A 21,327-nucleotide genomic window follows, 5' to 3' on the forward strand; every position below is an offset into this window, starting at 1 on the left:
GGCGGTTATTTCAGCTGTAAGCTGTCGGCGTATTTACGCGTCAGGCGAAACAGCGCCATCACCTCTTCTTGCGTCCATCCGGCCAGCACCTCATTCATCAGCCGCGTTCTTGCTCCCGCGATACGATCGATCATCGCCTGCCCCGCTTCGCTGAGCGTCACCTCGCTAATCCGGCGATCTTTTGCATTGGGCTGCTTGAGTACCAGCTGCTGCGCTTCCAGCTTCTTCACCTGCCCTTTCCGCCGCCGATATCTCTCTCAATGGCGCGGTGCTACGATCCTCGCCGCTGCAGCTGATGGGCAGCGGAATTGGCAGCCTTTCTGTGCCCCAGCTGCTGGCCGCCACCGGGGAGATGCTGCAGGCCGCCGTCGCCGGCGGATTGACTATCGCCACGACTCCCCGGCCGCTTCGCGAGGTCGCCACGGCGTGGCCGCAGGACGACAGCCAGAAACGCACCGTCTTTGTCGTCGATTAAAAAAATCGCTTCTGCACAAAAGTTGGGGTTGATATCTTAAATGAGAAATATTATCTTTCTCATTACTGAATAGTTGAGCAAACAGCTCAGGTATTCGGTACGACATTGCTCACATTGCTTCCAGTATTTTTGCCCGCACCTGTGCGGGCTTTTTTTATGGTTGTCGACACACTCTGCGCACCAGCTGCCTTAGCCAGCGATGTGCCGATTCATGCTCCTGGCGAGGATGCCACATTTGTGACACCGTTATCTCCGGCGTACTCACCGGGAGAGGAAAAGCGACCATCTCTTTTCCCGCCGCGCTCTGCAGGCAGGAGGCCGGGACAACGGCGATGAGCTGAGAATCCCGGGCCACGGCCAGCGCGGCGGAAAAACCAGGCACCACCGCGGCAATCCTGCGGCGCATGCCACACGCCGCCAGCGCATCATCAACCGGCCCGCGTATCAACCCGCGACGGGAGGTAATGACGTGCCCCACGGAAACAAATTGTTCTCGCGACATATCGGCAAAGGCGGCCAGCGGATGGTTTTTGGCCAGCGCGACGACAAAACGATCGCGAAACAGCGCCTGCAGGCGGATCTCCGGCCCCATATTTTTCAGTACGCCAATTTCCAGGTCCACCCGCCCCTCGCGTAAAAATCGGGCATCTTTCTCCGGCTTAGCGACAAACTCCAGCGTCACGCCCGGTGCTTCCCGCGCGGCCGCGTTCACCAGCGCCGGGCCAAAAGCTTCTATAAATCCCTCATTGGTACGCAAAGTAAATCGCTTCTCGAGGGTCGATAAACTCAGCGGCGCAGGCGAAGCCTCGAGCACCGCGCGCATCTCGGAGACAACGTTTTTTGCCCGCGCCTGCAGACTTTCTGCGTGCGGAGTCAGCACCATGTTTCGCCCGGCTCTGACCAGTAGCGGGTCGCCGGTGACCTGCCGTAGGCGCGTCAGCGTGCGGCTCATCGCCGAAGCGCTGAGCTCAAGCCGTTTAGCCGCCCCGGCAACGCTTTTCTCGCTCAACAATACATCCAGCGCCGCCAGTAAATTGAAATCAGGATCGGTCATTTTTTCTCCACTCCAGGATAAGGCGTCTGATGCACTTTATTATTGCAAATGCTGCGCCTTCCGCCTGCTACAGCACCAGCCTATATTTACCCCATCATGTATTTACTCAGGAGTTATGCCCATGGTCACTTCCCCTAAAACAGTATTGATCGCAGGCGCGTCACGCGGGCTTGGGCACGCCATGGCTGAACAGTTTCTGCTGCATGGCTGGCAGGTCATCGGCACCGTACGCGATCTCTCACAAACGACGCCGCTGCATCATCTGGCCGAGGCTTATCCTGGACGGGTGCGCATTGAGGCGCTGGATATTTGTGATAGCGACGGGATCGCGGCGCTGCGCAATGCGCTTGCCGATAGCGTGCTGGATATGCTGTTCGTCAACGCGGGCACCACCAACCGCGATCCCACACAAACCATCGGCGAGATCGCGACGGAAGAGTTTATTCACGTCATGCTGACCAACGCGCTCGCGCCGATGCGGGTTATAGAAAATCTGCAGGCGCTGGTGCTGCCGCAGGGGCTGATTGGCGTTATGTCTTCAGGACAAGGCAGTTTGAGCAATAATACCGGCGGGCAGCGCGAGCTGTATCGCGGGAGCAAAGCCGCGCTGAATATGTTTATGCGCAGCTTTGCCGCCCGCCCTGCCAGCGTATCGCATCCGATGGTGGTCATGGCGCCGGGGTGGATCCGCACGGCTCTTGGCGGCGAGAGCGCCCCGCTCACCATGGCGGAGACCATCCCCTCGCTGGTGAACGTGCTGCTGGAAAAACAAAATCGTCCCGGATTAGAGTATCTGGATTATCGCGGATGTCGCGTGCCGTGGTGATAAGTCTATGCGTATTAATGGCCTGCAGACGGGTTCATGGCAGTCAATTTTCGCTTTTTACTGGGCAAAGCTGCCATCTTCTAAATATAACCGACCGGGACATAATAATGCAGAGTGTAAATGGGTCGGTCGTTTCCTAAAGGAATATTTTCCTGAGGGACAAAACGTTCGATATCATAACCTTCACGTCGATACAGACCCAGTTCAGGAAGGTATTTCAGATAGACATGATTCGAAAGAAAAATAAAGTCTTCCCATGAGCCACTAAATTCAAGACCAAGGTATAGCCCACGTTTAGCGACCCGTACCTCACGAAAAGAAGCCGCCCGCGAATTAAACGGTGTGCCGATGAATGCATTGATCGCTGTTTTATATATATTGTGCGCAGCGGGGGAACATGCAGAGAGAATGTAGATATCGCGGTCTGCGCCTGTCGCGCCGCCGGCAATTTTTCTCCGGGTGACCTCTTTTCGCGTAGCGATATCATCAGTCAGAGATAGCGTATAGTTGAATCCATATCCAGCAAACGACTGTCCTTCAAGAAAACAAAGGTAAGGTGCCGGTACGCCGCCGCCCTGCGGTGCCACCTTCTGATAAAGTAACGACATATCCCAACAGGTCGAATCCCGATACGCTCCGGGACTAAGGCCAAAGGTTTTTTTAAACTCACGGGAAAAGGTTTGATGAGAATCAAAGTGCAGTAAACAGGCAATCGATGAAATTGATTGCTGAGTCAGCTTTAGCTTACCGGCGGCAAGCGTCATTCTGCGCATGCGAATATATTTCCCGACGGGAAGGCCGGCATGCTCATGGAACAGGTTATAAACAAAACGCCGGGAATACCCAACCCCACAGGCGATATCATCAACGGCCGGATTGATTGTCAGGCGGGATTCAATCCACTCCACCACCTCATTAAAAATTGCCCGTTTCATTACCTTTAAGAATACCCTGACCAGTTCATCCTCAGCCAAAATCTTACCAGTAAAGCAATACGGACACTAAGCTTTTCGTGCACGACAAAAATAAATAAAAACGATCTCAGTTAAAAAACTCAAAAAGGCTCACTATCTATTTGAAAGATAAGATTTTTCCCATGAAAAATATCTGAATTCTCATTTTCTATAGAAATATTGCTTTTTAAAAACCTCTACAATATCTTATTTGCAGTTTGTTAAACCACTCATTACCGTTAGACCTCTTAGTTTTACGTACGGCCATTATCAGGCACTGACACTATTTTAATTCTGATTTATTTATTCATAAGCATGTGAATCTTTATTTATGATAACCATTTTAATCAATACCAAAAACATCTACACCCGATATGCCATCAAGCAGCTGATGCAGGAAAGCGTAGCCCATGAGGAAAACCTCATTTTTGTAGATAGCTACACCCCCGGTAACATCGCAGAGGCTCAGATCATATTCACCGAAATGGCACCCGGAGAAATATTTTTATGCCATGATGAATTGAAATATAAAACCACGAAAAGCTTACTATTTATTCTTCAGGAAAGGGAAAATCAATGTTCGGAAAATGAACTCCCCAACTGTACTAAAGATTGTTTGTTTTTATATAAAGGTGATTCGCTTCCGGCGATAAGAAATAAAATAAAAGTTCATGTTTATGCATTCACCTGGACGGACAATGAAACAGGATATCGCCCGCAGACTAGCCGCTGCATTAACTGTCCCTGTAAATCGCTGACCCAGGCGCAGTCAAAGGTCGTTCATGCCCTGAGTCTTGGGCTTAACCAGCTGGAAATCGCGAATAAATTGAACATTAACTATAAAACAGTGTATTCTCACAAGAAAAATGTCATGCATGACTTTAAGATTGAAAGCAATACCGATCTTAATAAGTTTCTAAACGTGCTAGAGAAAAGAAAACAGTTTATGACCTAGCGTCACGATCGTCAGAAGTATAAAAACAACGAAACACATTACGTCGTCTTCTGATCTCATTAAAATAAGCCACACCATTGTATACGGAAATAACCAATAGCAAGATGGAGATAAATAAAAGAAGTAAATTACTCATAAGGCACCCTGGATATAAAAGAAAAGACATTTACAGGCAGAGGCATCATAGAGCACGGCGTATTATTCCAACAAGCCATTTGCTTTTATTTCAGAATTGATGGTGTCGCGGCAAGAGTTTTCTCATTAAACGTGCAGCTCAAATAACATAGCATTAGAAACCAGATGTTTAATAACGCTCCAAACGGAACAACCGTACCAATAGCCTTAATAAAGGCCAGCGCATGTCGCACGAACATCCTTACGCCTCGATAGCGGGGCGTTACCCTCCCGTTGCGCATAGTGTGGGCTAGTCATACGTTTTTCTGGGCGTTCCTGAGCTAAAGCCAGGCAGGGGTGATACTATTCAAGCCAGAAAATGCAGGCACAACGTCAACCGGGAGCGATTTATGCACGAGGAAGTACCACTGAAATATTACGACATTGCGGATGAGTATTCGACGGAGTCCGCCGAGCCCGTCAGCGAGTCAGAACGTGAGCCCCTGGCGCGCTATTTTCAACTGCTGATTACGCGGCTGATGAATAACGAAGAAATCAGCGAGGAGGCGCAGGGAGAGATGGCCATACAAGCGGGCATCGATCGGCAGCGCATCGATGATATCGCGGTATTCCTGAATAAATGGGGTAATGAGTAGCGGTTGACGCGGACGTTCCGCGGAATGATTGCGGCAAATGACGCATCGGCAATCGCGGCAGCGGACTTCGCGTTGGGATGTGCAATAAAGCTGGTCATTGCGACCAGCTTTACCTGAGACTTTAGAACCGGTATCCCGCAGAGAACATAAACACCCACGGATCCAGACGGATGCTGTCGTGCTGCTGCGCGCCCGCCAGCTTATAGTTGGCGGTGGTGTCGATATCCATGTACCACACCGACATGTTAATCAGCCAGTCGCGGTTAATCAGATAGTCCATCCCCACCTGTCCTGCCGCCCCCCAGGAGTCTTTCAGGCTCAGATCGGATATGCCGGTCTTTTTACCCGTATCGTTCACGCTTTCATCGAAGAAGGTCGTGTAGTTGATACCCGCGCCAATGTATGGACGGAGCTTGCTGCTGGAGTCGCCAAAATACCACTGCGCCATGAGCGTCGGCGGTAAATGGTGAACGGTCGCAATATTGCCGGTTGCCGCGGTCCCGACTTTATGGCGGAACGGCGTGGCGGCCAGCAGTTCAACGCCGATGTTATCCGTTGCCATATAGGTGAACGTCAAACCCAGTTGCGTATTATTGCTGACGTTAAAGCCCCCCAGGCTGCCTAACGTGCCGCCCGCGCCTTCGGTCGGTCTGACCGTTGCCGAACCCGCGCGAATAAAAAATTCACCGGCTTCATGCGCCCAGACGCTGCTGCCGGAAAGACTGCTCAGAATAACAACCGCCGCTGCTAACTTTTTCATACCCACTTCCTCATTATGGTTATTCAGCGCCAGAATATACCTACATTGAAGTATGTTTGATCCAACATAGATCACATTAAGTGGGCAAATTTAACATTTATTGATCCAGATTAATTTTCACTTTCTCAATACAATCAGTGAGAAGCGTGTCATATCAAATTTCTTCCTTTATGACACTCAAGGCAGCGCGTCGCTGATTTCCTCTTCTATTTACAAAGATATACTTAGCGTGCAGGAGCAGAGACTGCTACCCAGCCGCGATTTGCGGTACAATCGCCGGCTAGTTAACACCTGCAATACTCAAGGAGAATGCATGTCTATCACGGCGAAGTCCGTCTACCGTGACACCGGGAACTTTTTCCGCAATCAGTTCGTTACTATCCTGCTGATTGCGCTGCTATGCGCGTTCATTACGGTAGTACTTGGCCATGCCTTTTCACCCAGTGAAGAGCAGCTGTCAATACTGAGCCAGGGCGATAGCCTGGCGGGTAGCGGCGGGCTGTTCGAACTGGTCCAGAGCATGACGCCGGAGCAGCAGCAAATCCTGCTGCGCGCGTCTGCGGCCTCCACCTTCTCAGGGCTGGTAGGTAACGCCATTCTTGCCGGCGGCATTCTGCTCATGATTCAGATGATCTCCGCCGGCCAGCGAGTCAGCGCCCTGCGCGCGATCGGCGCTTCTGCGCCGGTGCTGCCAAAGCTGCTGCTGCTGATCCTGCTGACGACGTTTATCGTGCAGATGGGAATGATGCTGGTGGTGGTGCCGGGCGTCCTGCTGGCTATCGTGCTCTCTTTCGCACCGGTTATGCTGGTGCAGGATAAAATGGGGATTTTCAGCGCCATGCGTAGCAGTATGCGTCTGGCCTGGGCCAACGTACGTCTGGTGGCGCCGGCCATTATCGGCTGGCTGCTGGCGAAAACGCTGCTGCTGCTGTTTGCCTCCAGCTTCGCGGTCCTGACGCCAAACGTTGGCGCGGTGGTAATAAATACCCTCAGCAATCTTATCTCCGCATTGTTGCTGATCTATTTATTTCGCTTGTATATGCTCATTCGTAACTAACCTAATCCGGGGCGGGTGCTCCCTGCCCCAACCTGAACGACGGAATCGATGTATGAAGCAGTTTCTGGATTTTTTACCGCTGGTAGTCTTCTTCGCATTCTACAAGCTTTATGATATCTACGCCGCGACGACCGCGCTGATTATCGCTACCGCCATCGTGCTGATTTACAGCTGGGTGCGCTATCGTAAAGTCGAGAAAATGGCGCTGATTACCTTTGTGCTGGTGGCCGTATTTGGCGGCTTAACCATCTTCTTCCATAACGATGAGTTTATTAAATGGAAGGTGACGGTTATCTACGTGCTGTTTGCCAGCGCGCTGCTGTTTAGCCAGTGGGTGATGAAGAAGCCGCTGATCCAGCGCATGCTGGGTAAAGAGCTGACGCTGCCGCAGCAGGTATGGTCGCGTCTGAATCTTGCCTGGGCGGTGTTTTTCATCCTTTGCGGACTGGCGAATATCTATATCGCTTTCTGGCTGCCGCAGAATATCTGGGTCAACTTCAAGGTCTTTGGTTTGACCGCCCTGACGCTGGTATTCACCCTGCTGAGCGGCGTGTATATCTATCGCCATATGCCGCAGGACGACAACCACTAAGCTGGCTTTCCCACGGCACGCCGGACGGCGTGCCGCGTTCTTCGCTTTTCCCCTCTCCGCATAAATCGCTTCAGCTGAAACGATTCGTAATGTAAGCTATTTCTCACAGGAGATGGCATTCCTCCTTGAACCGCCATGTGGCTAATGATGCCTGCTTTTTATTCCCGGACCGGGAATGGGCAGGCATATCTGAATTGCAGGCACCGCGTCCGGGAAGGTTAATCTTCTAAGGAACTGACGATGCGTGCAAACCGCTTTTCATCACTCTCTCTGCTTTTCTTCCTCGGAAAATGGCTGCTCCTCGCCTTTATCATCGCGGTGCTGGCGGGTACGGCATCGGCGTTTTTTCTTTTCTCACTGCAGTGGACCACGGCAACGCGTGAAGCTCACCGCTGGCTTATCGGGCTCCTGCCGTTGGCCGGTTTTGCCGTCGGTTGGATCTACCTGCGCTACGGCACCCGCGTGGAGGCCGGCAATAACCTGATTCTGGAAGAGATTCACGACCCTCAGCGCGTCATTCCCTTGCGCATGGCGCCGCTGGTCTTTTTTGGTACCGTTGTTTCTCATCTGTTTGGCGCCTCCGTCGGGCGTGAAGGCACGGCGGTGCAGATGGGTGCCTCGATTGCCGACCGTTTTACGGCCCTTTTCCGCCTTAACGACGATGCCCGGCGAATGATACTGATGGCCGGGATCAGCGCCGGTTTCTCTTCGGTTTTCGGTACCCCGCTCGCCGGAGCGCTATTCGGGCTCGAGGTCCTGGCTATCGGACGGATGGACTACAGCGCCATTCTTCCCTGTCTGTTTGCCGCGATTATCGCCGATCGGGTCGGCATCATGTGGGGGGTGCAGCATACGCACTACTTTATTACCGGCTTTCCCACGCTGACGCTCTGGACGCTGCTGGCCATCATTATCGCCGGCTGCTGCTTTGGCCTCGCGGCGCGCATTTTCGCCGACAGCACGCATGCGGTCGGCGCCTTCATGAAAAAACGGATTCACTACGCGCCGCTGCGGCCGTTTATTGGCGGACTGGCGATTGCCGGCGCCGTCTGGCTGCTGCACGGAGAGCGCTATATTGGCCTGGGCATACCGGTGATAGTGGACGCTTTCCAGCATCCGCTGGCGCCGTGGGACTGCTTCGGCAAACTGATCTTCACCGTTGTCTCTTTAGGCAGCGGATTTAAAGGTGGCGAAGTCACCCCGCTGTTTTACGTCGGCGCGACGCTGGGCAATGCGCTGGCGCCGCTGCTGCATATGCCGCCAGGTTTTCTGGCCGGGATAGGTTTTGTCGCCGTCTTTGCCGGCGCGGCGAATACCCCCATCGCCTCGACGCTGATGGCGATTGAGCTATTTGGCGCGGAAATCGGTGTTTACGCGGCGCTGGCCTGCGTGGTGGCATGGCTGGTCTCGGGCTATACCGGTATTTATCGTTCCCAGCGCATAGCCTGCCTGAAACAAAGCTATGTCCCGACCGGCATCAGACTGGCTGAGCTCCCGGCGTGGTACCAATCGCAAACACGCCGTCAAAAAACCGACAACGAAACCCCCACCTCCTGACGAACGCGCCCGGAAACCGGAGGGTTCAGGCTCGCCGGTTTCTTCATGATATCTACCACATGTCGGAAAGTTGCGGCAATTGTGAGGATTTAATGGAGATTAGCGTCTCTTTATTGAAACGATAATGATTATCATTGATATTCTCGATCTCAATTTTTTCATGATTTGATATGGATATTTATAATGAGAACGCAGAAAAATCACATAGCAACGCCCCTGGCCCTGGCCATTGCAGGCTTACTCAGCCCAGGGGTCTTCGCCGAAGAGGTGGAACAGGATACGGAGACCATGGTGGTTCATGGCACCGCCGAAGAGGCGCTGAAGCAGCAGCCGGGCGTCTCGATCATCACTGCGGAAGATATTGCTAAAGATCCCCCGGTTAACGATCTCTCAGAAATCATCCGTAAAATGCCCGGCGTCAACCTGACCGGCAACAGCGCCAGCGGCAGCCGCGGCAACAACCGTCAGATCGACATTCGCGGAATGGGACCGGAAAACACGCTGATTCTTATCGACGGCGTGCCCGTCACCTCCCGCAATTCAGTGCGCTATAGCTGGCGCGGCGAGCGCGATACCCGCGGCGACAGCAACTGGGTACCGCCGGAAATGGTGGAACGCATTGAAGTTCTGCGCGGCCCTGCCGCAGCGCGCTACGGCTCAGGCGCCGCGGGCGGCGTTGTCAATATCATCACCAAGCGCCCCACCAACGACTGGCACGGCTCGCTTTCGCTGTATACCAATCAGCCGGAAAATAATAAAGAAGGCGCCACCAACCGGGCTAACTTCAGCCTCAACGGACCGCTGGCGGGAGATGCCCTGACCATGCGTTTGTACGGCAACATCAACAAAACGGAGCCCGATGCCTGGGATATTAACCGCGCGCAAAATGGCTCTTACGCGGCGGGCCGCGAAGGGGTACGCAACAAAGATATTAACGCCCTGCTGTCGTGGAAAGTTACCCCGCAGCAGATCCTGGATTTTAGCTACGCCTATAGCCGCCAGGGCAATATTTATGCCGGCGATACGCAGTACAGCAACAGCAATATGAGCCCAAATGGCCTGGTGGATACGCTGTACGGTCAGGAAACCAACCGGCTATATCGGCAGACCTGGGGCCTGACCTACAACGGGATCTGGGACTGGGGCCAGTCGAAGGCGGGCGTCTACTACGAAAAAACCAACAATACCCGCCTGCAGGAGGGCACCACCGGCCGCGTTGAAGGGATGATCAACAGCGATGTCTATGACACCAGCCGCCTGGAGTCGTGGCGCTCAACCGCAGAGGTGAATCTCCCCTTCAACTGGCTCGCTGAACAGACCCTGACTCTGGGCATGGAATGGAATCGCGATGAGCTAAACGATCCGGCGTCCATGCAGGCCACCACCACCACGGATGCTCTCCCCGGGATTTCTGGCGATCCTTCACAACGCAGCCCTAAAAACAGCGCCACCCTGACCGGTATCTATCTGGAAGACAATATTGAAGCGATGCCGGGCACCAATATTATCCCGGGTCTGCGCTTCGACTATCATAACGACTTCGGCAGCAACTGGAGCCCGAGCCTGAACCTGGCGCAGGATCTGGGCGATATGTTTAAGGTCAAAGCGGGCATCGCCCGGGTATTTAAAGCGCCGAACCTGTATCAGTCGAGCGAAGGCTATCTGCTTTCTACGCGGGGTAACGGCTGCCCGATAAGTATTGCCGATGGCAACTGCTATCTGTTGGGTAACCCGGACCTCGATCCGGAAATCAGCATCAATAAGGAGATTGGCCTTGAGTTTAACCTGAACGGTTACAACGCCGGCGTCACCTGGTTTCGCAACGACTACAAAAACAAGATCGTCTCCGGCACAGAGATACTGGGTAATACCGCGACCGGAGCGAATATCCTGCAGTGGGAGAACGGCGGGAAAGCGGTCGTCGAAGGCCTTGAAGGCACGCTGCTGGTTCCGGTCATTGCCGATACGCTCAGCTGGCGCACCAATGCCACTTATATGATCAAATCGGAAAACAAAGATACCGGAAACCCGCTGTCCGTTATTCCGAAATACACCATCAATACCCTGCTCGACTGGCAGGTGACCAGCAAGTTTTCGGCGAACGTCAACTGGACTCTGTACGGTCGGCAGAAACCGCGGGAATATGCGGAAATTCGTACTGAAAACGGCGTGCTGGCCACCAATGAAGTGGGCTCCTATTCAGTGGTTGGTATCGGCGGCAACTATCAGCTAATGAAAGATCTGCGCCTGAACGCCGGGATCAGTAACCTGTTCGATAAGCAAATTTATCGTGAAAACGAAGGGGCTTCGACCTATAACGAACCGGGTCGCGCCTATTACGCTGGCGTCACGATCTCCTTCTAACCCCTCACGCCCGCTATCGCGGGCGTATTCCCTATTCTCTCAGCGTCATTTTCATAGTAGCATCCGCCTGATCATCTTTGACTAGTACAGAGTATAGAATGACAACAACAGATCTTACGCCGAAGGGCGAATTGGTATTACGCACCCTGGCGATGCCGGCGGACACCAACGCTAACGGCGATATTTTCGGCGGCTGGCTGATGTCGCAGATGGATATTGGCGGGGCGATTATGGCCAAAGAGATTGCCCACGGTCGCGTCGTGACCGTGCGCGTCGACGGCATGACTTTTTTACGCCCGGTCGCGGTCGGCGACGTGGTGTGCTGCTACGCCAACTGCGTGAAGCGCGGCAATACGTCGATAACCATCAATATGGAAGTGTGGGTCAAGAAGGTGTCGTCTGAACCCATCGGCCAGCGCTACAAAGCAACCGAAGCGCTGTTTATCTACGTCGCGGTAGATAATGAGGGTAAACCGCGCGCCCTTCCCGCCCAGTGATTCTGCCGGCCCGGCGCTTCCGGGCCGGTCCTTTACAGAACGCCGAGTAAAGAGAAGAAGAAGTAGCCCAGCACGATAATAATAACCGGCAGGACGTATAGCGGAAAATACTGCACCAGGATGGTATGGCGCGGCACCACAACGCGTTCAGAGATTTGTTCGCGCGTCAGCCCTTCGGCCCCTTTCGCCTGCTCCAGAATCAGCTGATCCTCAACGCCCTCGCGCAGAAACTTCGCCTGGCGCCCCATCCGCGCTCCGGAGGCCTGTAGCGCCATGCCGACGAACACCAGAATATAGATAACCCAGAAGCCGATATTCATACCGTGCTTAAAGTCCGGCAGCGGCGAGTTGTACCAGAAGAAATTCAGGAACGGCGTATTGAAACGCATCATCTCAATCATCACATGAGCAAAGTCCATCATCACCGCGTCAATGCCCGGTTTTTTCTCACTGTGCTCGTACATAAACTTCAGTACGGAAATCAGCGTCGAGATAACCGCCGGGATAAATACCACCCACCCCAAAATACGTTTAAGTACTGCAACGCGTCCAGCTTGTTGATACGTCATGGGTTCCCCTTGTTAAGACGCCTGTCTACCCTAAGTCTACCTTCGTCGGCGAATTTCGCCCAATAATGCGCGGTATGATATACCATGAGTGCCGATTCGTTATCTACTTACGCTACAGGAGAGGGACTTATGTCAGCCAGGCGCCAGATTCACGCCGCGATTTTTGATATGGATGGTTTACTGATTGATTCTGAGCCGCTGTGGGATAAAGCGGAGCTGGAGGTGATGGCAAGCCTCGGGGTGGATATCAGCCGCCGCCATGAAATGCCCGATATCCTGGGGCTGCGCATCGATTTAGTCGTCGATCTGTGGTTTGCCCAGCAGCCGTGGAAAGGCCCGGATCGTGCCGAAGTCACCGCGCGGATCATCAACCGCGCCATCCAGCTGGTGGAAGAAGCGCGTCCGCTCCTCCCCGGTGCGCGGGAAGCGGTGGCGATGTGCAAAGCCCAGGGGTTGAAAATCGGCCTGGCGTCGGCTTCGCCGCTGCGGATGCTGGAAAAAGTCCTCACCATGTTTGAACTGCGCGATCAATTTGACGCCCTCGCTTCCGCCGAAGGGCTGCCGTTCAGCAAACCGCACCCGCAGGTCTATCTGGACTGCGCCGCCAGACTCGGCGCCAGCCCGATGCACTGCGTGGCGCTGGAAGACTCGGTTAACGGCATGATTGCCAGCAAAGCGGCCCGAATGCGATCTATCGTCGTACCGGAAGCGGAAAACAGCCGCGATCCGCGCTTCGTGCTGGCGGACGTGAAGCTTGCCACCCTTGAATCCCTCACCCTGAGCGACCTGCTCGGTTAATCCTGCCGCTGATGATGAGATAGCGGCACCGTCTCATCATCACAAAATTAAAACAGCGTTTCATTTTTATTTGTTTTTTCTTCTCCCGCCCTCTATGCTTGTCTCAACGGCGTTATTTAACGCGTGAAATCAGCATACAGAGGTGCATATGGTACTGAACGCCTTTGACCTTACGGGCAAGGTCGCTATCGTGACGGGTTGTGATACCGGGCTGGGCCAGGGAATGACGCTGGGCCTTGCGCAGGCCGGGTGCGATATCGTCGGCGTGAATCGCCGGATCCCCCATGAAACCGCAGAGAAGGTTCAGGCGCTGGGCCGACGCTTTACCGCTATTCAGGCCGATCTGAGCCGGCAGGATGAGATTGAAACCATTGTCGATCGGGCCGTGGCCGCCATGGGCCGGGTAGATATTCTGGTCAACAATGCGGGAACCATCCGCCGCGCCGATGCGCTCTCCTTTAGCGAAAAAGACTGGGACGAGGTGATTAACCTGAATCTGAAGTCGGTGTTCTTTCTTTCACAGGCGGTCGCCAGGCAGTTTATTCAGCAAGGTGACGGCGGGAAAATTGTTAACATTGCCTCAATGCTCTCCTTTCAGGGGGGGATTCGGGTACCCTCCTACACCGCGTCAAAAAGCGGCGTACTGGGCATTACCCGCCTGATGGCCAACGAATGGGCGGGGCATCGCATCAACGTTAACGCCATTGCCCCGGGATACATGGCTACCAATAATACTCAGCAACTGCGTGAAGACGCCGAGCGCAGCAAAGCGATTCTCGATCGTATTCCGGCCGGGCGCTGGGGCGTGCCGGATGACCTTCAGGGGCCGGTGGTTTTTCTCGCCTCCCGGGCGGCGGATTACATTAGCGGCTTTACGCTGGCGGTAGATGGCGGCTGGCTGGCACGCTGATGTTTTTGTGACAAAGAGTTACACCGTCACCTCTTCCGCACACTGTATAAAAACCCTATACTGTATGAATTGACAGTTTAGGGTGTTTATCATGACGGCGGAAGGCCACCTCCTCTTCTCTATCGCCTGTGCGGTATTTGCGAAAAACGCGGAATTGACCCCCGTGCTGGCTCAGGGCGACTGGTGGCACATCGTTCCTTCCGCCATCCTGACCTGTCTGCTGCCGGATATCGATCACCCTAAGTCGTTTCTCGGTCAGCGATTAAGCTGGATATCAAAACCGATAGCGCGCGCCTTTGGCCATCGCGGCTTCACCCATAGCCTGCTGGTAGTCTTTGGCGCGGTCGCGATTTTCTCATTGAAAGTACCGGAAAGCTGGATAGTGCCGGCAGACGCGGTTCAGGGCCTGGTTCTTGGCTACCTCAGCCATATTCTCGCCGACATGCTCACCCCGGCAGGCGTTCCGCTGCTCTGGCCCTGCCGCTGGCGTTTTCGCCTGCCCCTGCTTGCACCGCGCAAGGGTAACCAGCTGGAGCGCGCGCTGTGTATGGCGCTGTTTATCTATGCCGTATGGATGCCGCAAAACGTTGCCGAAAACAGCGCCATTCGCTGGTCATCGGACATGATTAATTCTTTGCAAACCACCTTTAATCGCTTAATTAGCCACCAGGTTGGACGATAAACCAGCGAATTATTCAATTGGTTATAATCAATTCCATTTGAATATAAGTAACGAATAACGCCTTCTGCTACCCTTGCCGTCATAAGAGTTGGTTATTGACCAACCCGGTAATAAAAGATATCAGGAGAACGGGGATGAACTTTCCATTAATAGCGAACGTAGTCGTGTTCGCGGTTTTACTGTTGGCGCTGGCCCAAACCCGCCATAAACAGTGGAGCCTCGCTAAAAAAGTGCTGGTCGGTCTGGCGATCGGCGTTGTCTTCGGCCTGGCGCTACAGCTTATCTATGGTTCCGACAGCCCGGTGCTGAAGGATTCTATCCAGTGGTTCAATATCGTCGGTAACGGCTATGTTCAACTGCTGCAAATGATCGTCATGCCGCTGGTTTTCGCCTCCATTCTGAGCGCGGTCGCCCGTCTGCATAATGCCTCGCAGCTGGGTAAAATCAGCTTCCTCAGTATTGGAACCCTGCTGTTCACCACGCTGATTGCGGCGCTGGTCGGGGTGCTGGTCACTAATATGTTTGGCCTGACCGCCGAAGGGCTGGTTCAGGGCAGCGCTGAGACCGCCCGCCTCAACGCCATTCAGAGCAATTACGCCGGTAAAGTCGCCGACCTGAGCGTCCCGCAGCTGATCCTCTCTTTCGTACCGAAAAACCCGTTTGCCGATCTGACCGGCGCGAACCCAACGTCGATTATCAGCGTGGTTATCTTCGCCGCGTTCCTCGGCGTCGCGGCGCTGAAATTGCTGAAAGATGACGTCGCCAAAGGCCAGCGCGTACTCACCGCCATCGACACGCTGCAGAGTTGGGTAATGAAGCTGGTGCGCCTGGTTATGCAGTTAACGCCGTACGGCGTGCTGGCGCTGATGACCAAGGTGGTCGCGGGCTCTAACCTGCAGGACATCATCAAGCTCGGCAGCTTCGTTATCGCCTCCTATATTGGTCTGGGCATCATGTTCGTGGTGCACGGTCTGCTGCTGGCGGTCAACGGCGTGAGTCCTCTGAAGTACTTCCGTAAAGTCTGGCCGGTATTGACCTTCGCCTTTACCAGCCGCTCCAGCGCGGCGTCTATTCCGCTGAACGTGGAAGCGCAAACGCGTCGCCTGGGCGTGCCGGAGTCTATCGCCAGCTTCTCCGCATCGTTCGGCGCCACGATCGGGCAGAACGGCTGCGCGGGCCTCTATCCGGCGATGCTCGCCGTGATGGTCGCCCCTACCGTCGGTATTAACCCGCTCGATCCGCTGTGGATTGCGACGCTGGTGGGCATCGTGACCGTTAGTTCCGCCGGGGTCGCGGGCGTGGGCGGCGGCGCGACCTTTGCCGCCCTGATCGTCCTGCCGGCGATGGGCCTGCCGGTCACGCTGGTGGCGCTGCTGATCTCGGTTGAGCCGCTGATTGATATGGGCCGTACCGCGCTGAACGTAAGCGGTTCCATGACCGCCGGTACCCTGACCAGCCAGTGGCTGCGTCAAACCGATAAAGCTATTCTCGATAGCGAAGAGGACGCGGAGCTCGCGCACCGCTAAGCGGGCCCGCACTTCAGGTTGTTAAAAACAAAAAACCGCTGATTTTCAGCGGTTTTTTATTGTGCCCGGCACATTCAGGCGTCGATTTCACCTTCCTGCCTCATTTGCGTCGCCCAGCGCTGCGCCGCTTCCGGCACGTTAAACGGCGGGGAGCGACGAAAATGTTCGTCTATCAGCACAAAAGCAACGTATTTACCCCGCAAAACCCAGACGTCGCGAAAACCATCCATTTTGACGGCGTGTTCCGGCGGCGCAGGCTCGACTCGCGGCACGTAGCTAATGACCTGACGATTTTGTTGGCGAAGTGGTTTCATCACAAATAGATTCACTAAACACAGCGGGAAACAGAAACCCCTATCATAGCCGAAAAAGCCCCCTTTCGTCGCCCCCAGCTTGCGGCCCTTTAGTAGTAAAACTCTTATAAAAATATATTCTTGAAATGATGTTCTACAATTAGAAGGGTTTTGGTTTAGCAACGACCATTTTCAGCAATGAAAGCAGGAGCGAGCAATGTCTGATAAACACCATAACCCGCAACCCCATCAATCACCGGTTCACGACGACCGGGAAGCAAAACCAGGTCTGGATGCCTTAGCCCCCGAAGATCAGAACTGGCGGCCCACGCCGCATCCCACCGCCCCAGGTGAAGAGCCGACCGCCCCGGGCAGTATGAAAGCCCCGGATACGCGCAGCGAAAAGCTCGATGCCCTTGAAAAACAGCGTAAAGGCGGCGAGGATTTTGCGCTCACCACCAATCAGGGCGTACGCATCGCAGACGACCAGAACTCGCTGCGCGCGGGCAAACGCGGCCCCACGCTGCTGGAAGATTTTATCCTGCGCGAAAAAATCACCCATTTTGACCACGAGCGCATTCCTGAGAGGATCGTCCATGCCCGCGGCTCCGCTGCGCACGGCTATTTCCAGGCGTACAGCGATTTAAGCGATATCACCAAAGCGGCTTTCCTCTGCGATCCGCAGAAAAAAACGCCGGTCTTCGTCCGGTTTTCCACCGTTCAGGGCGGCGCAGGCTCCGCCGATACGGTGCGCGACATCCGCGGCTTTGCCACCAAGTTTTATACCGACGAGGGCATCTTTGACCTGGTCGGCAACAACACGCCGATCTTTTTTATTCAGGACGCGATCAAGTTCCCTGATTTCGTCCACGCGGTCAAACCCGAGCCGCACTGGGCCGTCCCGCAGGGGCAAAGCGCGCACGACACGTTCTGGGATTACGTCTCACTGCAGCCCGAAACGCTGCATAACGTGATGTGGGCGATGTCCGACCGCGGACTGCCCCGCAGCTACCGCACGATGGAAGGGTTCGGCATCCACACCTTCCGCCTGATTAACGCGGAAGGTAAAGCCACCTTCGTACGTTTTCACTGGAAGCCGGTCGCGGGCAAAGCCTCCCTGGTATGGGACGAGTCGCAAAAGCTGACCGGTCGCGATCCCGATTTCCACCGCCGTGATTTATGGGAAGCGATTGAAGCCGGCGATTATCCTGAGTACGAGCTGGGCTTACAGCTGATCCCGGAAGAGGACGAGTTTGCTTTTGATTTCGATCTGCTGGATCCCACCAAGCTGATTCCGGAAGCGCTGGTCCCGGTGCAGCGCGTCGGTAAGATGGTCCTCAATCGCAACCCGGACAACTTCTTTGCCGAAAACGAACAGGCGGCCTTCCATCCAGGGCATATCGTTCCGGGGATAGACTTCAGCAACGATCCGCTGCTGCAGGGCCGACTCTTCTCCTATACCGATACGCAGATCAGCCGCCTCGGCGGGCCGAATTTCCATGAAATTCCGATCAATAAACCCACCTGCCCGTACCATAATTTCCAGCGTGACGGCATGCACCGGATGGATATTGATACCAACCCGGCAAACTATGAACCTAACTCCATCAACGATAACTGGCCGCGGGAGACGCCGCCGGCCGCTAAACGCGGCGGCTTTGAATCCTATGCCGAGCGGGTTGACGGGGAAAAGATTCGCCAGCGCAGTCCGTCGTTTGGCGAATATTACTCGCAGCCCCTGCTGTTCTGGCGTAGCCAGACGCCTATTGAGCAGCAGCATATTATCGACGGATTCAGCTTCGAGCTGAGCAAGGTCGTCAGGGAGTGGATCCGCGAGCGGGTGGTCGATCAGCTGGCGCATATCGACCTGCAGCTGGCTCAGGCGGTGGGTAAAAATCTGGGTATTGAGCTCACCGACGAACAGCGCAGCATCACGCCGCCGCCGGATGTTAACGGTCTGAAAAAGGATCCTACGTTAAGCCTGTACGCTATTCCCAGCGGTGACGTAAAAGGCCGGGTGGTAGCGGTACTGCTTAACGATCGTCCGGTCGCCAAAGAGCTCCTGACGCTGCTCAAGGCGCTGAAAGCGCACGGGGTGCATGCCAAACTACTCTATTCCCGAATGGGGAAAGTGCAGGCCGATGACGGTACCGAGCTGCCGGTGGCCGGGACCTTTGCCGGGTCGCCATCGCTTACCGTGGACGCGGTCATTGTTCCCGGCGGCGATCTGCAAAGCCTGAGCAACAACGGTGATTTCCACTACTACCTGCTGGAAGCCTATAAACACCTGAAGCCGATTCTGCTGGCAGGCGATGCCCGGCAGTGCAAAGCGCCGCTGCAGGTTGCCAGTCAGGGGGAAGAAGGCATCGTTGAGACGGACGCCATCGATAATGCGTCGGTGGATGCGCTGATTACCCTGATGGCGGCGCATCGGGTGTGGTCGAGAAGCGCCAAAATCTCCGCGATCCCGGCGTAAAAAAAGCCCGGCATTTCTGCCGGGCTTCTCACTTCTCTTTACTTACACATCGCGATAGGTGCCGAGCCGGTAGCCGCGCTCGGCAATCGCATACTTCAGCGACTCGGCGGTGAGCACGTCCAGTTCGGTCAGGCGCGGGTAGCAATAGGCGCTACCCATAATCGTGTTATCAACGAACGCCGGGTGGCACATCACCTCCAGCGATCGCTCATCACGCTGGATAGAGGCATCCAGGGTTTGCAGAAACAGCGCTTCCGAAACCCCTTCCCCGTAAAACTCGCTGGTAAACCCGTCGCTGCTGCGCGCCGCATCCTGCGCTAAACCTGACAGCGTCGCCAGTTGCCGATCGATCCGCAGCGCCACCCCCTTCTCGCGCGCAAAGGCCGCGACGATGGGGTAAATCTGCGCAATCATATGCACATGGTGATGGCTGTCGATATGCGTCGGCTCATGGCCAAACAGCTCGACAAAGCGCCGGTACTGGCACTCCAGCTCGTGCGCGATCTCATCCAGCGGCAGGCTATCCTCTTCCGCCATCTGCCAAATCCACTTACCGAGACGACCTTCGCGGGTTAAGCCCGGCATCGCCGACAGCGGTTCGCCCAGCGTCAGGACAAAGTGCATCCCCACCGCCAGCTCAGGGACGCAGCGGCTAAGCTGGGCAGCGTGGCCGATCGCCGCGCCGTTGACCAGCGCCGTCGTGGAGGTGACCAGACCGTTCTTGCAGGCTTCGATAATGCCGTAGTTTTGCCCTTTGCTGAGGCCAAAATCATCGGCATTGACGATTAACACGCGTTCCATAAGCCGCTCCCGTTACTGTTTCAGTTTTTCGATAGTCGCCGCAAAGTTTGGCAGCCACTGCTCGTGCGCAAGGATCATCTCACGCGCCAGCTGTTCGGCGTCACGATCGGAGTGGATCAGCGGGCTCAGGTTAAGCGCCAGCAGCACGTCATCCAGTTTACCGCTGATTGCCGCTTCGCTGGCCGCGACTTCAAAGCCTTTAATGGTGTAAATCAGTCCCAGCACTTTTTCGTCGAAATGCGTGATGCGCGGCGTCGGTTTCGCACCGTCGCGACCCAGCGTACAGGTCATCTCGACCGCCCAGTCGGCCGGGATGTTATCCACGTGGCCATGGTGCGGCACGTTCACGTAATGTTCGGCCTGCTTATCATTGTAAATGGCGTTAATCACTTCACAGGCCGCGTCGGAGTAATACGCCCCGCCGCGCTGTTCCAGCTCTTTTGGTTTAACGTTCAGATCCGGATCTTTGTATAGCTCAAACAGCTGTTTCTCAACCTTCTGCACCACCTGCGCGCGGGCGCCGCCTTTGTAGTACTCGCCCATTTCAATCGCCAGCATCTCTTTTGGCTTAAAGTAGTAGAGCAGATAGGAACAAGGGATCAGGCGCAGCGAACGGAGCAGCCCTTCGCTAAACGGCAAATCAAAGATATTTTTCACCGAGTTTGCGCTCAATCGACCCGACGCCACGCCGTCAAGCAGCTCGTCAAAGCGCGAAACGCCGTTGACCAGCACATCCCGCACGAACACCAGATGATTCAGACCAAACAGATCGATATTGAGCTCATCGCTCGGGCTCAGCTTCAGCACATCGGTGATAAACATCTTCATGCCGATAGGAATATTGCATACGCCGATAAAGCGCTTAAAGCCGGTATGACGATAAACCGCTTCGGTCACCATACCCGCCGGGTTGGTAAAGTTAATCACCCAGGCGTTCGGACAGACTTCCTGCACATCTTTCACAATGTCAAAAATGACCGGAATGGTGCGCAGACCTTTAAACAGTCCGCCCGCGCCGTTGGTTTCCTGGCCTAAATAGCCGTGGCTCAGCGGAATACGCTCATCCTTTTCGCGCGCCTTAAGCTGGCCGACGCGCAGCTGGGTGGTGACGAAATCTGCGCCTTCCAGCGCCGCGCGGCGATCGAGGGTCTTGTAGACTTTCATCGGGACGCCGGCTTTTTCCACCATGCGCTGGCACAGCGCGTGGATTATATCGAGCTTTTCCTGCCCTTCCGCGACGTCCACCAGCCACAGTTCGCTAATCGGCAGTTCATGGTAACGCTTCAGGAATCCTTCCAGTAATTCCGGGGTATAGCTGCTGCCGCCGCCGATAGTCACTACCTTCAATTTCTGGCTCATCTTTTTCTCCCTTGCGGATAGCGCGTATGCGGCACCCGCTCTCCGTTTAAATA

The 21,327-nt window shown here is 54.9% G+C and carries 20 protein-coding genes, 2 pseudogenes and 1 riboswitch; of the genes and pseudogenes, 14 read left to right on the forward strand and 8 right to left on the reverse strand.

What is annotated here, in order from left to right; all coding sequences use genetic code 11:
- Window positions 1–5: 5 nt before the first annotated feature.
- Window positions 6–233, reverse strand: a pseudogene (locus FQK12_RS17245) (MarR family winged helix-turn-helix transcriptional regulator); the annotation flags it as partial.
- Here FQK12_RS17245 and FQK12_RS17250 point away from each other — a divergent pair.
- Window positions 200–475, forward strand: a pseudogene (locus FQK12_RS17250) (zinc-binding alcohol dehydrogenase family protein); the annotation flags it as partial. The pseudogenes FQK12_RS17245 and FQK12_RS17250 overlap by 34 nt on opposite strands.
- Window positions 476–629: 154 nt before the next feature.
- On the opposite strand, the gene FQK12_RS17255 reads toward FQK12_RS17250, so the two are convergent.
- Entirely contained in the window at window positions 630–1,529 is a 900-nt protein-coding gene (locus tag FQK12_RS17255) for a LysR family transcriptional regulator (RefSeq protein ID WP_014229000.1), read from the reverse strand.
- 121 nt (window positions 1,530–1,650) lie between these two features.
- Between FQK12_RS17255 and FQK12_RS17260 the strand changes: the two genes are divergently transcribed.
- Window positions 1,651–2,355 carry an SDR family NAD(P)-dependent oxidoreductase gene (locus tag FQK12_RS17260; RefSeq protein ID WP_014228999.1) on the forward strand — a complete coding sequence of 235 codons (705 nt, stop codon included), beginning with the start codon at window positions 1,651–1,653 and terminating at the stop codon, window positions 2,353–2,355.
- 80 nt (window positions 2,356–2,435) lie between these two features.
- On the opposite strand, the gene FQK12_RS17265 is transcribed toward FQK12_RS17260, so the two are convergent.
- A complete protein-coding gene (locus FQK12_RS17265; RefSeq protein ID WP_224357478.1) occupies window positions 2,436–3,329 on the reverse strand; it encodes a helix-turn-helix domain-containing protein in 894 nt (297 codons plus the stop codon).
- Between the two features lie 310 nt (window positions 3,330–3,639).
- Between FQK12_RS17265 and FQK12_RS17270 the strand changes: the two genes are divergently transcribed.
- Window positions 3,640–4,263, forward strand: a complete 624-nt coding sequence (locus FQK12_RS17270; RefSeq protein WP_014228997.1) for a helix-turn-helix domain-containing protein — start codon at window positions 3,640–3,642, stop codon at window positions 4,261–4,263.
- A gap of 524 nt (window positions 4,264–4,787) precedes the next feature.
- Window positions 4,788–5,033: a YmjA family protein gene (locus FQK12_RS17275; protein WP_014228996.1), complete on the forward strand. Its 246-nt coding sequence runs from the start codon at window positions 4,788–4,790 to the stop codon at window positions 5,031–5,033.
- 121 nt (window positions 5,034–5,154) lie between these two features.
- On the opposite strand, the gene ompW is transcribed toward FQK12_RS17275, so the two are convergent.
- Entirely contained in the window at window positions 5,155–5,793 is a 639-nt protein-coding gene (ompW, locus tag FQK12_RS17280; RefSeq protein ID WP_004121296.1) for an outer membrane protein OmpW, read from the reverse strand.
- Between the two features lie 313 nt (window positions 5,794–6,106).
- On the opposite strand from ompW, the gene FQK12_RS17285 reads away from it, so the two are divergent.
- The 5 genes from FQK12_RS17285 (at window position 6,107) to yciA (ending at window position 11,860) form a co-directional block, all read left to right on the forward strand.
- Window positions 6,107–6,850, forward strand: a complete 744-nt coding sequence (locus FQK12_RS17285; protein ID WP_014228995.1) for a YciC family protein — start codon at window positions 6,107–6,109, stop codon at window positions 6,848–6,850.
- A gap of 52 nt (window positions 6,851–6,902) precedes the next feature.
- Window positions 6,903–7,442 (forward strand): septation protein A, encoded by a 540-nt coding sequence (locus tag FQK12_RS17290; protein ID WP_004101360.1) that lies wholly within the window; start codon window positions 6,903–6,905, stop codon window positions 7,440–7,442.
- Window positions 7,443–7,541: 99 nt separating this feature from the next.
- Window positions 7,542–7,603, forward strand: a riboswitch (Fluoride riboswitch).
- A gap of 79 nt (window positions 7,604–7,682) precedes the next feature.
- Window positions 7,683–8,999, forward strand: a complete 1,317-nt coding sequence (locus tag FQK12_RS17295; RefSeq protein ID WP_014228994.1) for a voltage-gated chloride channel family protein — start codon at window positions 7,683–7,685, stop codon at window positions 8,997–8,999.
- Between the two features lie 183 nt (window positions 9,000–9,182).
- Entirely contained in the window at window positions 9,183–11,363 is a 2,181-nt protein-coding gene (locus tag FQK12_RS17300) for a TonB-dependent siderophore receptor (RefSeq protein WP_014228993.1), read from the forward strand.
- A gap of 98 nt (window positions 11,364–11,461) precedes the next feature.
- Window positions 11,462–11,860, forward strand: a complete 399-nt coding sequence (yciA, locus tag FQK12_RS17305; RefSeq protein ID WP_014228992.1) for an acyl-CoA thioester hydrolase YciA — start codon at window positions 11,462–11,464, stop codon at window positions 11,858–11,860.
- 32 nt (window positions 11,861–11,892) lie between these two features.
- Here yciA and FQK12_RS17310 read toward each other — a convergent pair whose 3' ends face one another.
- Window positions 11,893–12,429: a YniB family protein gene (locus FQK12_RS17310; RefSeq protein ID WP_014228991.1), complete on the reverse strand. Its 537-nt coding sequence runs from the start codon at window positions 12,427–12,429 to the stop codon at window positions 11,893–11,895.
- 129 nt (window positions 12,430–12,558) lie between these two features.
- On the opposite strand from FQK12_RS17310, the gene hxpB reads away from it, so the two are divergent.
- The 4 genes from hxpB (at window position 12,559) to FQK12_RS17330 (ending at window position 16,345) form a co-directional block, all read left to right on the forward strand.
- Entirely contained in the window at window positions 12,559–13,227 is a 669-nt protein-coding gene (gene hxpB / locus FQK12_RS17315) for a hexitol phosphatase HxpB (RefSeq protein ID WP_014228990.1), read from the forward strand.
- A gap of 148 nt (window positions 13,228–13,375) precedes the next feature.
- Complete coding sequence (gene kduD, locus FQK12_RS17320; protein ID WP_014228989.1) at window positions 13,376–14,137, forward strand: 2-dehydro-3-deoxy-D-gluconate 5-dehydrogenase KduD; 762 nt, start codon at window positions 13,376–13,378, stop codon at window positions 14,135–14,137.
- Window positions 14,138–14,228: 91 nt separating this feature from the next.
- Window positions 14,229–14,819, forward strand: a complete 591-nt coding sequence (locus tag FQK12_RS17325; protein ID WP_014228988.1) for a metal-dependent hydrolase — start codon at window positions 14,229–14,231, stop codon at window positions 14,817–14,819.
- Window positions 14,820–14,953: 134 nt separating this feature from the next.
- Entirely contained in the window at window positions 14,954–16,345 is a 1,392-nt protein-coding gene (locus FQK12_RS17330; RefSeq protein WP_014228987.1) for an L-cystine transporter, read from the forward strand.
- A gap of 74 nt (window positions 16,346–16,419) precedes the next feature.
- Here FQK12_RS17330 and cedA read toward each other — a convergent pair whose 3' ends face one another.
- Window positions 16,420–16,659: a cell division activator CedA gene (cedA, locus tag FQK12_RS17335; RefSeq protein WP_009653410.1), complete on the reverse strand. Its 240-nt coding sequence runs from the start codon at window positions 16,657–16,659 to the stop codon at window positions 16,420–16,422.
- Window positions 16,660–16,855: 196 nt separating this feature from the next.
- On the opposite strand from cedA, the gene katE reads away from it, so the two are divergent.
- A complete protein-coding gene (gene katE / locus FQK12_RS17340) occupies window positions 16,856–19,114 on the forward strand; it encodes a catalase HPII (protein WP_014228985.1) in 2,259 nt (752 codons plus the stop codon).
- Window positions 19,115–19,156: 42 nt separating this feature from the next.
- On the opposite strand, the gene chbG is transcribed toward katE, so the two are convergent.
- Both chbG and FQK12_RS17350 read right to left on the reverse strand, forming a co-directional pair.
- Complete coding sequence (gene chbG / locus FQK12_RS17345; protein WP_014228984.1) at window positions 19,157–19,915, reverse strand: chitin disaccharide deacetylase; 759 nt, start codon at window positions 19,913–19,915, stop codon at window positions 19,157–19,159.
- A gap of 12 nt (window positions 19,916–19,927) precedes the next feature.
- Window positions 19,928–21,274: a 6-phospho-beta-glucosidase gene (locus FQK12_RS17350; RefSeq protein WP_009653470.1), complete on the reverse strand. Its 1,347-nt coding sequence runs from the start codon at window positions 21,272–21,274 to the stop codon at window positions 19,928–19,930.
- Between the last annotated feature and the right edge of the window lie 53 nt (window positions 21,275–21,327).

Origin of the sequence: Klebsiella sp. ME-303 (assembly GCF_007910085.1) — a bacterium.
Classification (GTDB): Bacteria; Pseudomonadota; Gammaproteobacteria; order Enterobacterales; family Enterobacteriaceae; genus Klebsiella; species Klebsiella michiganensis.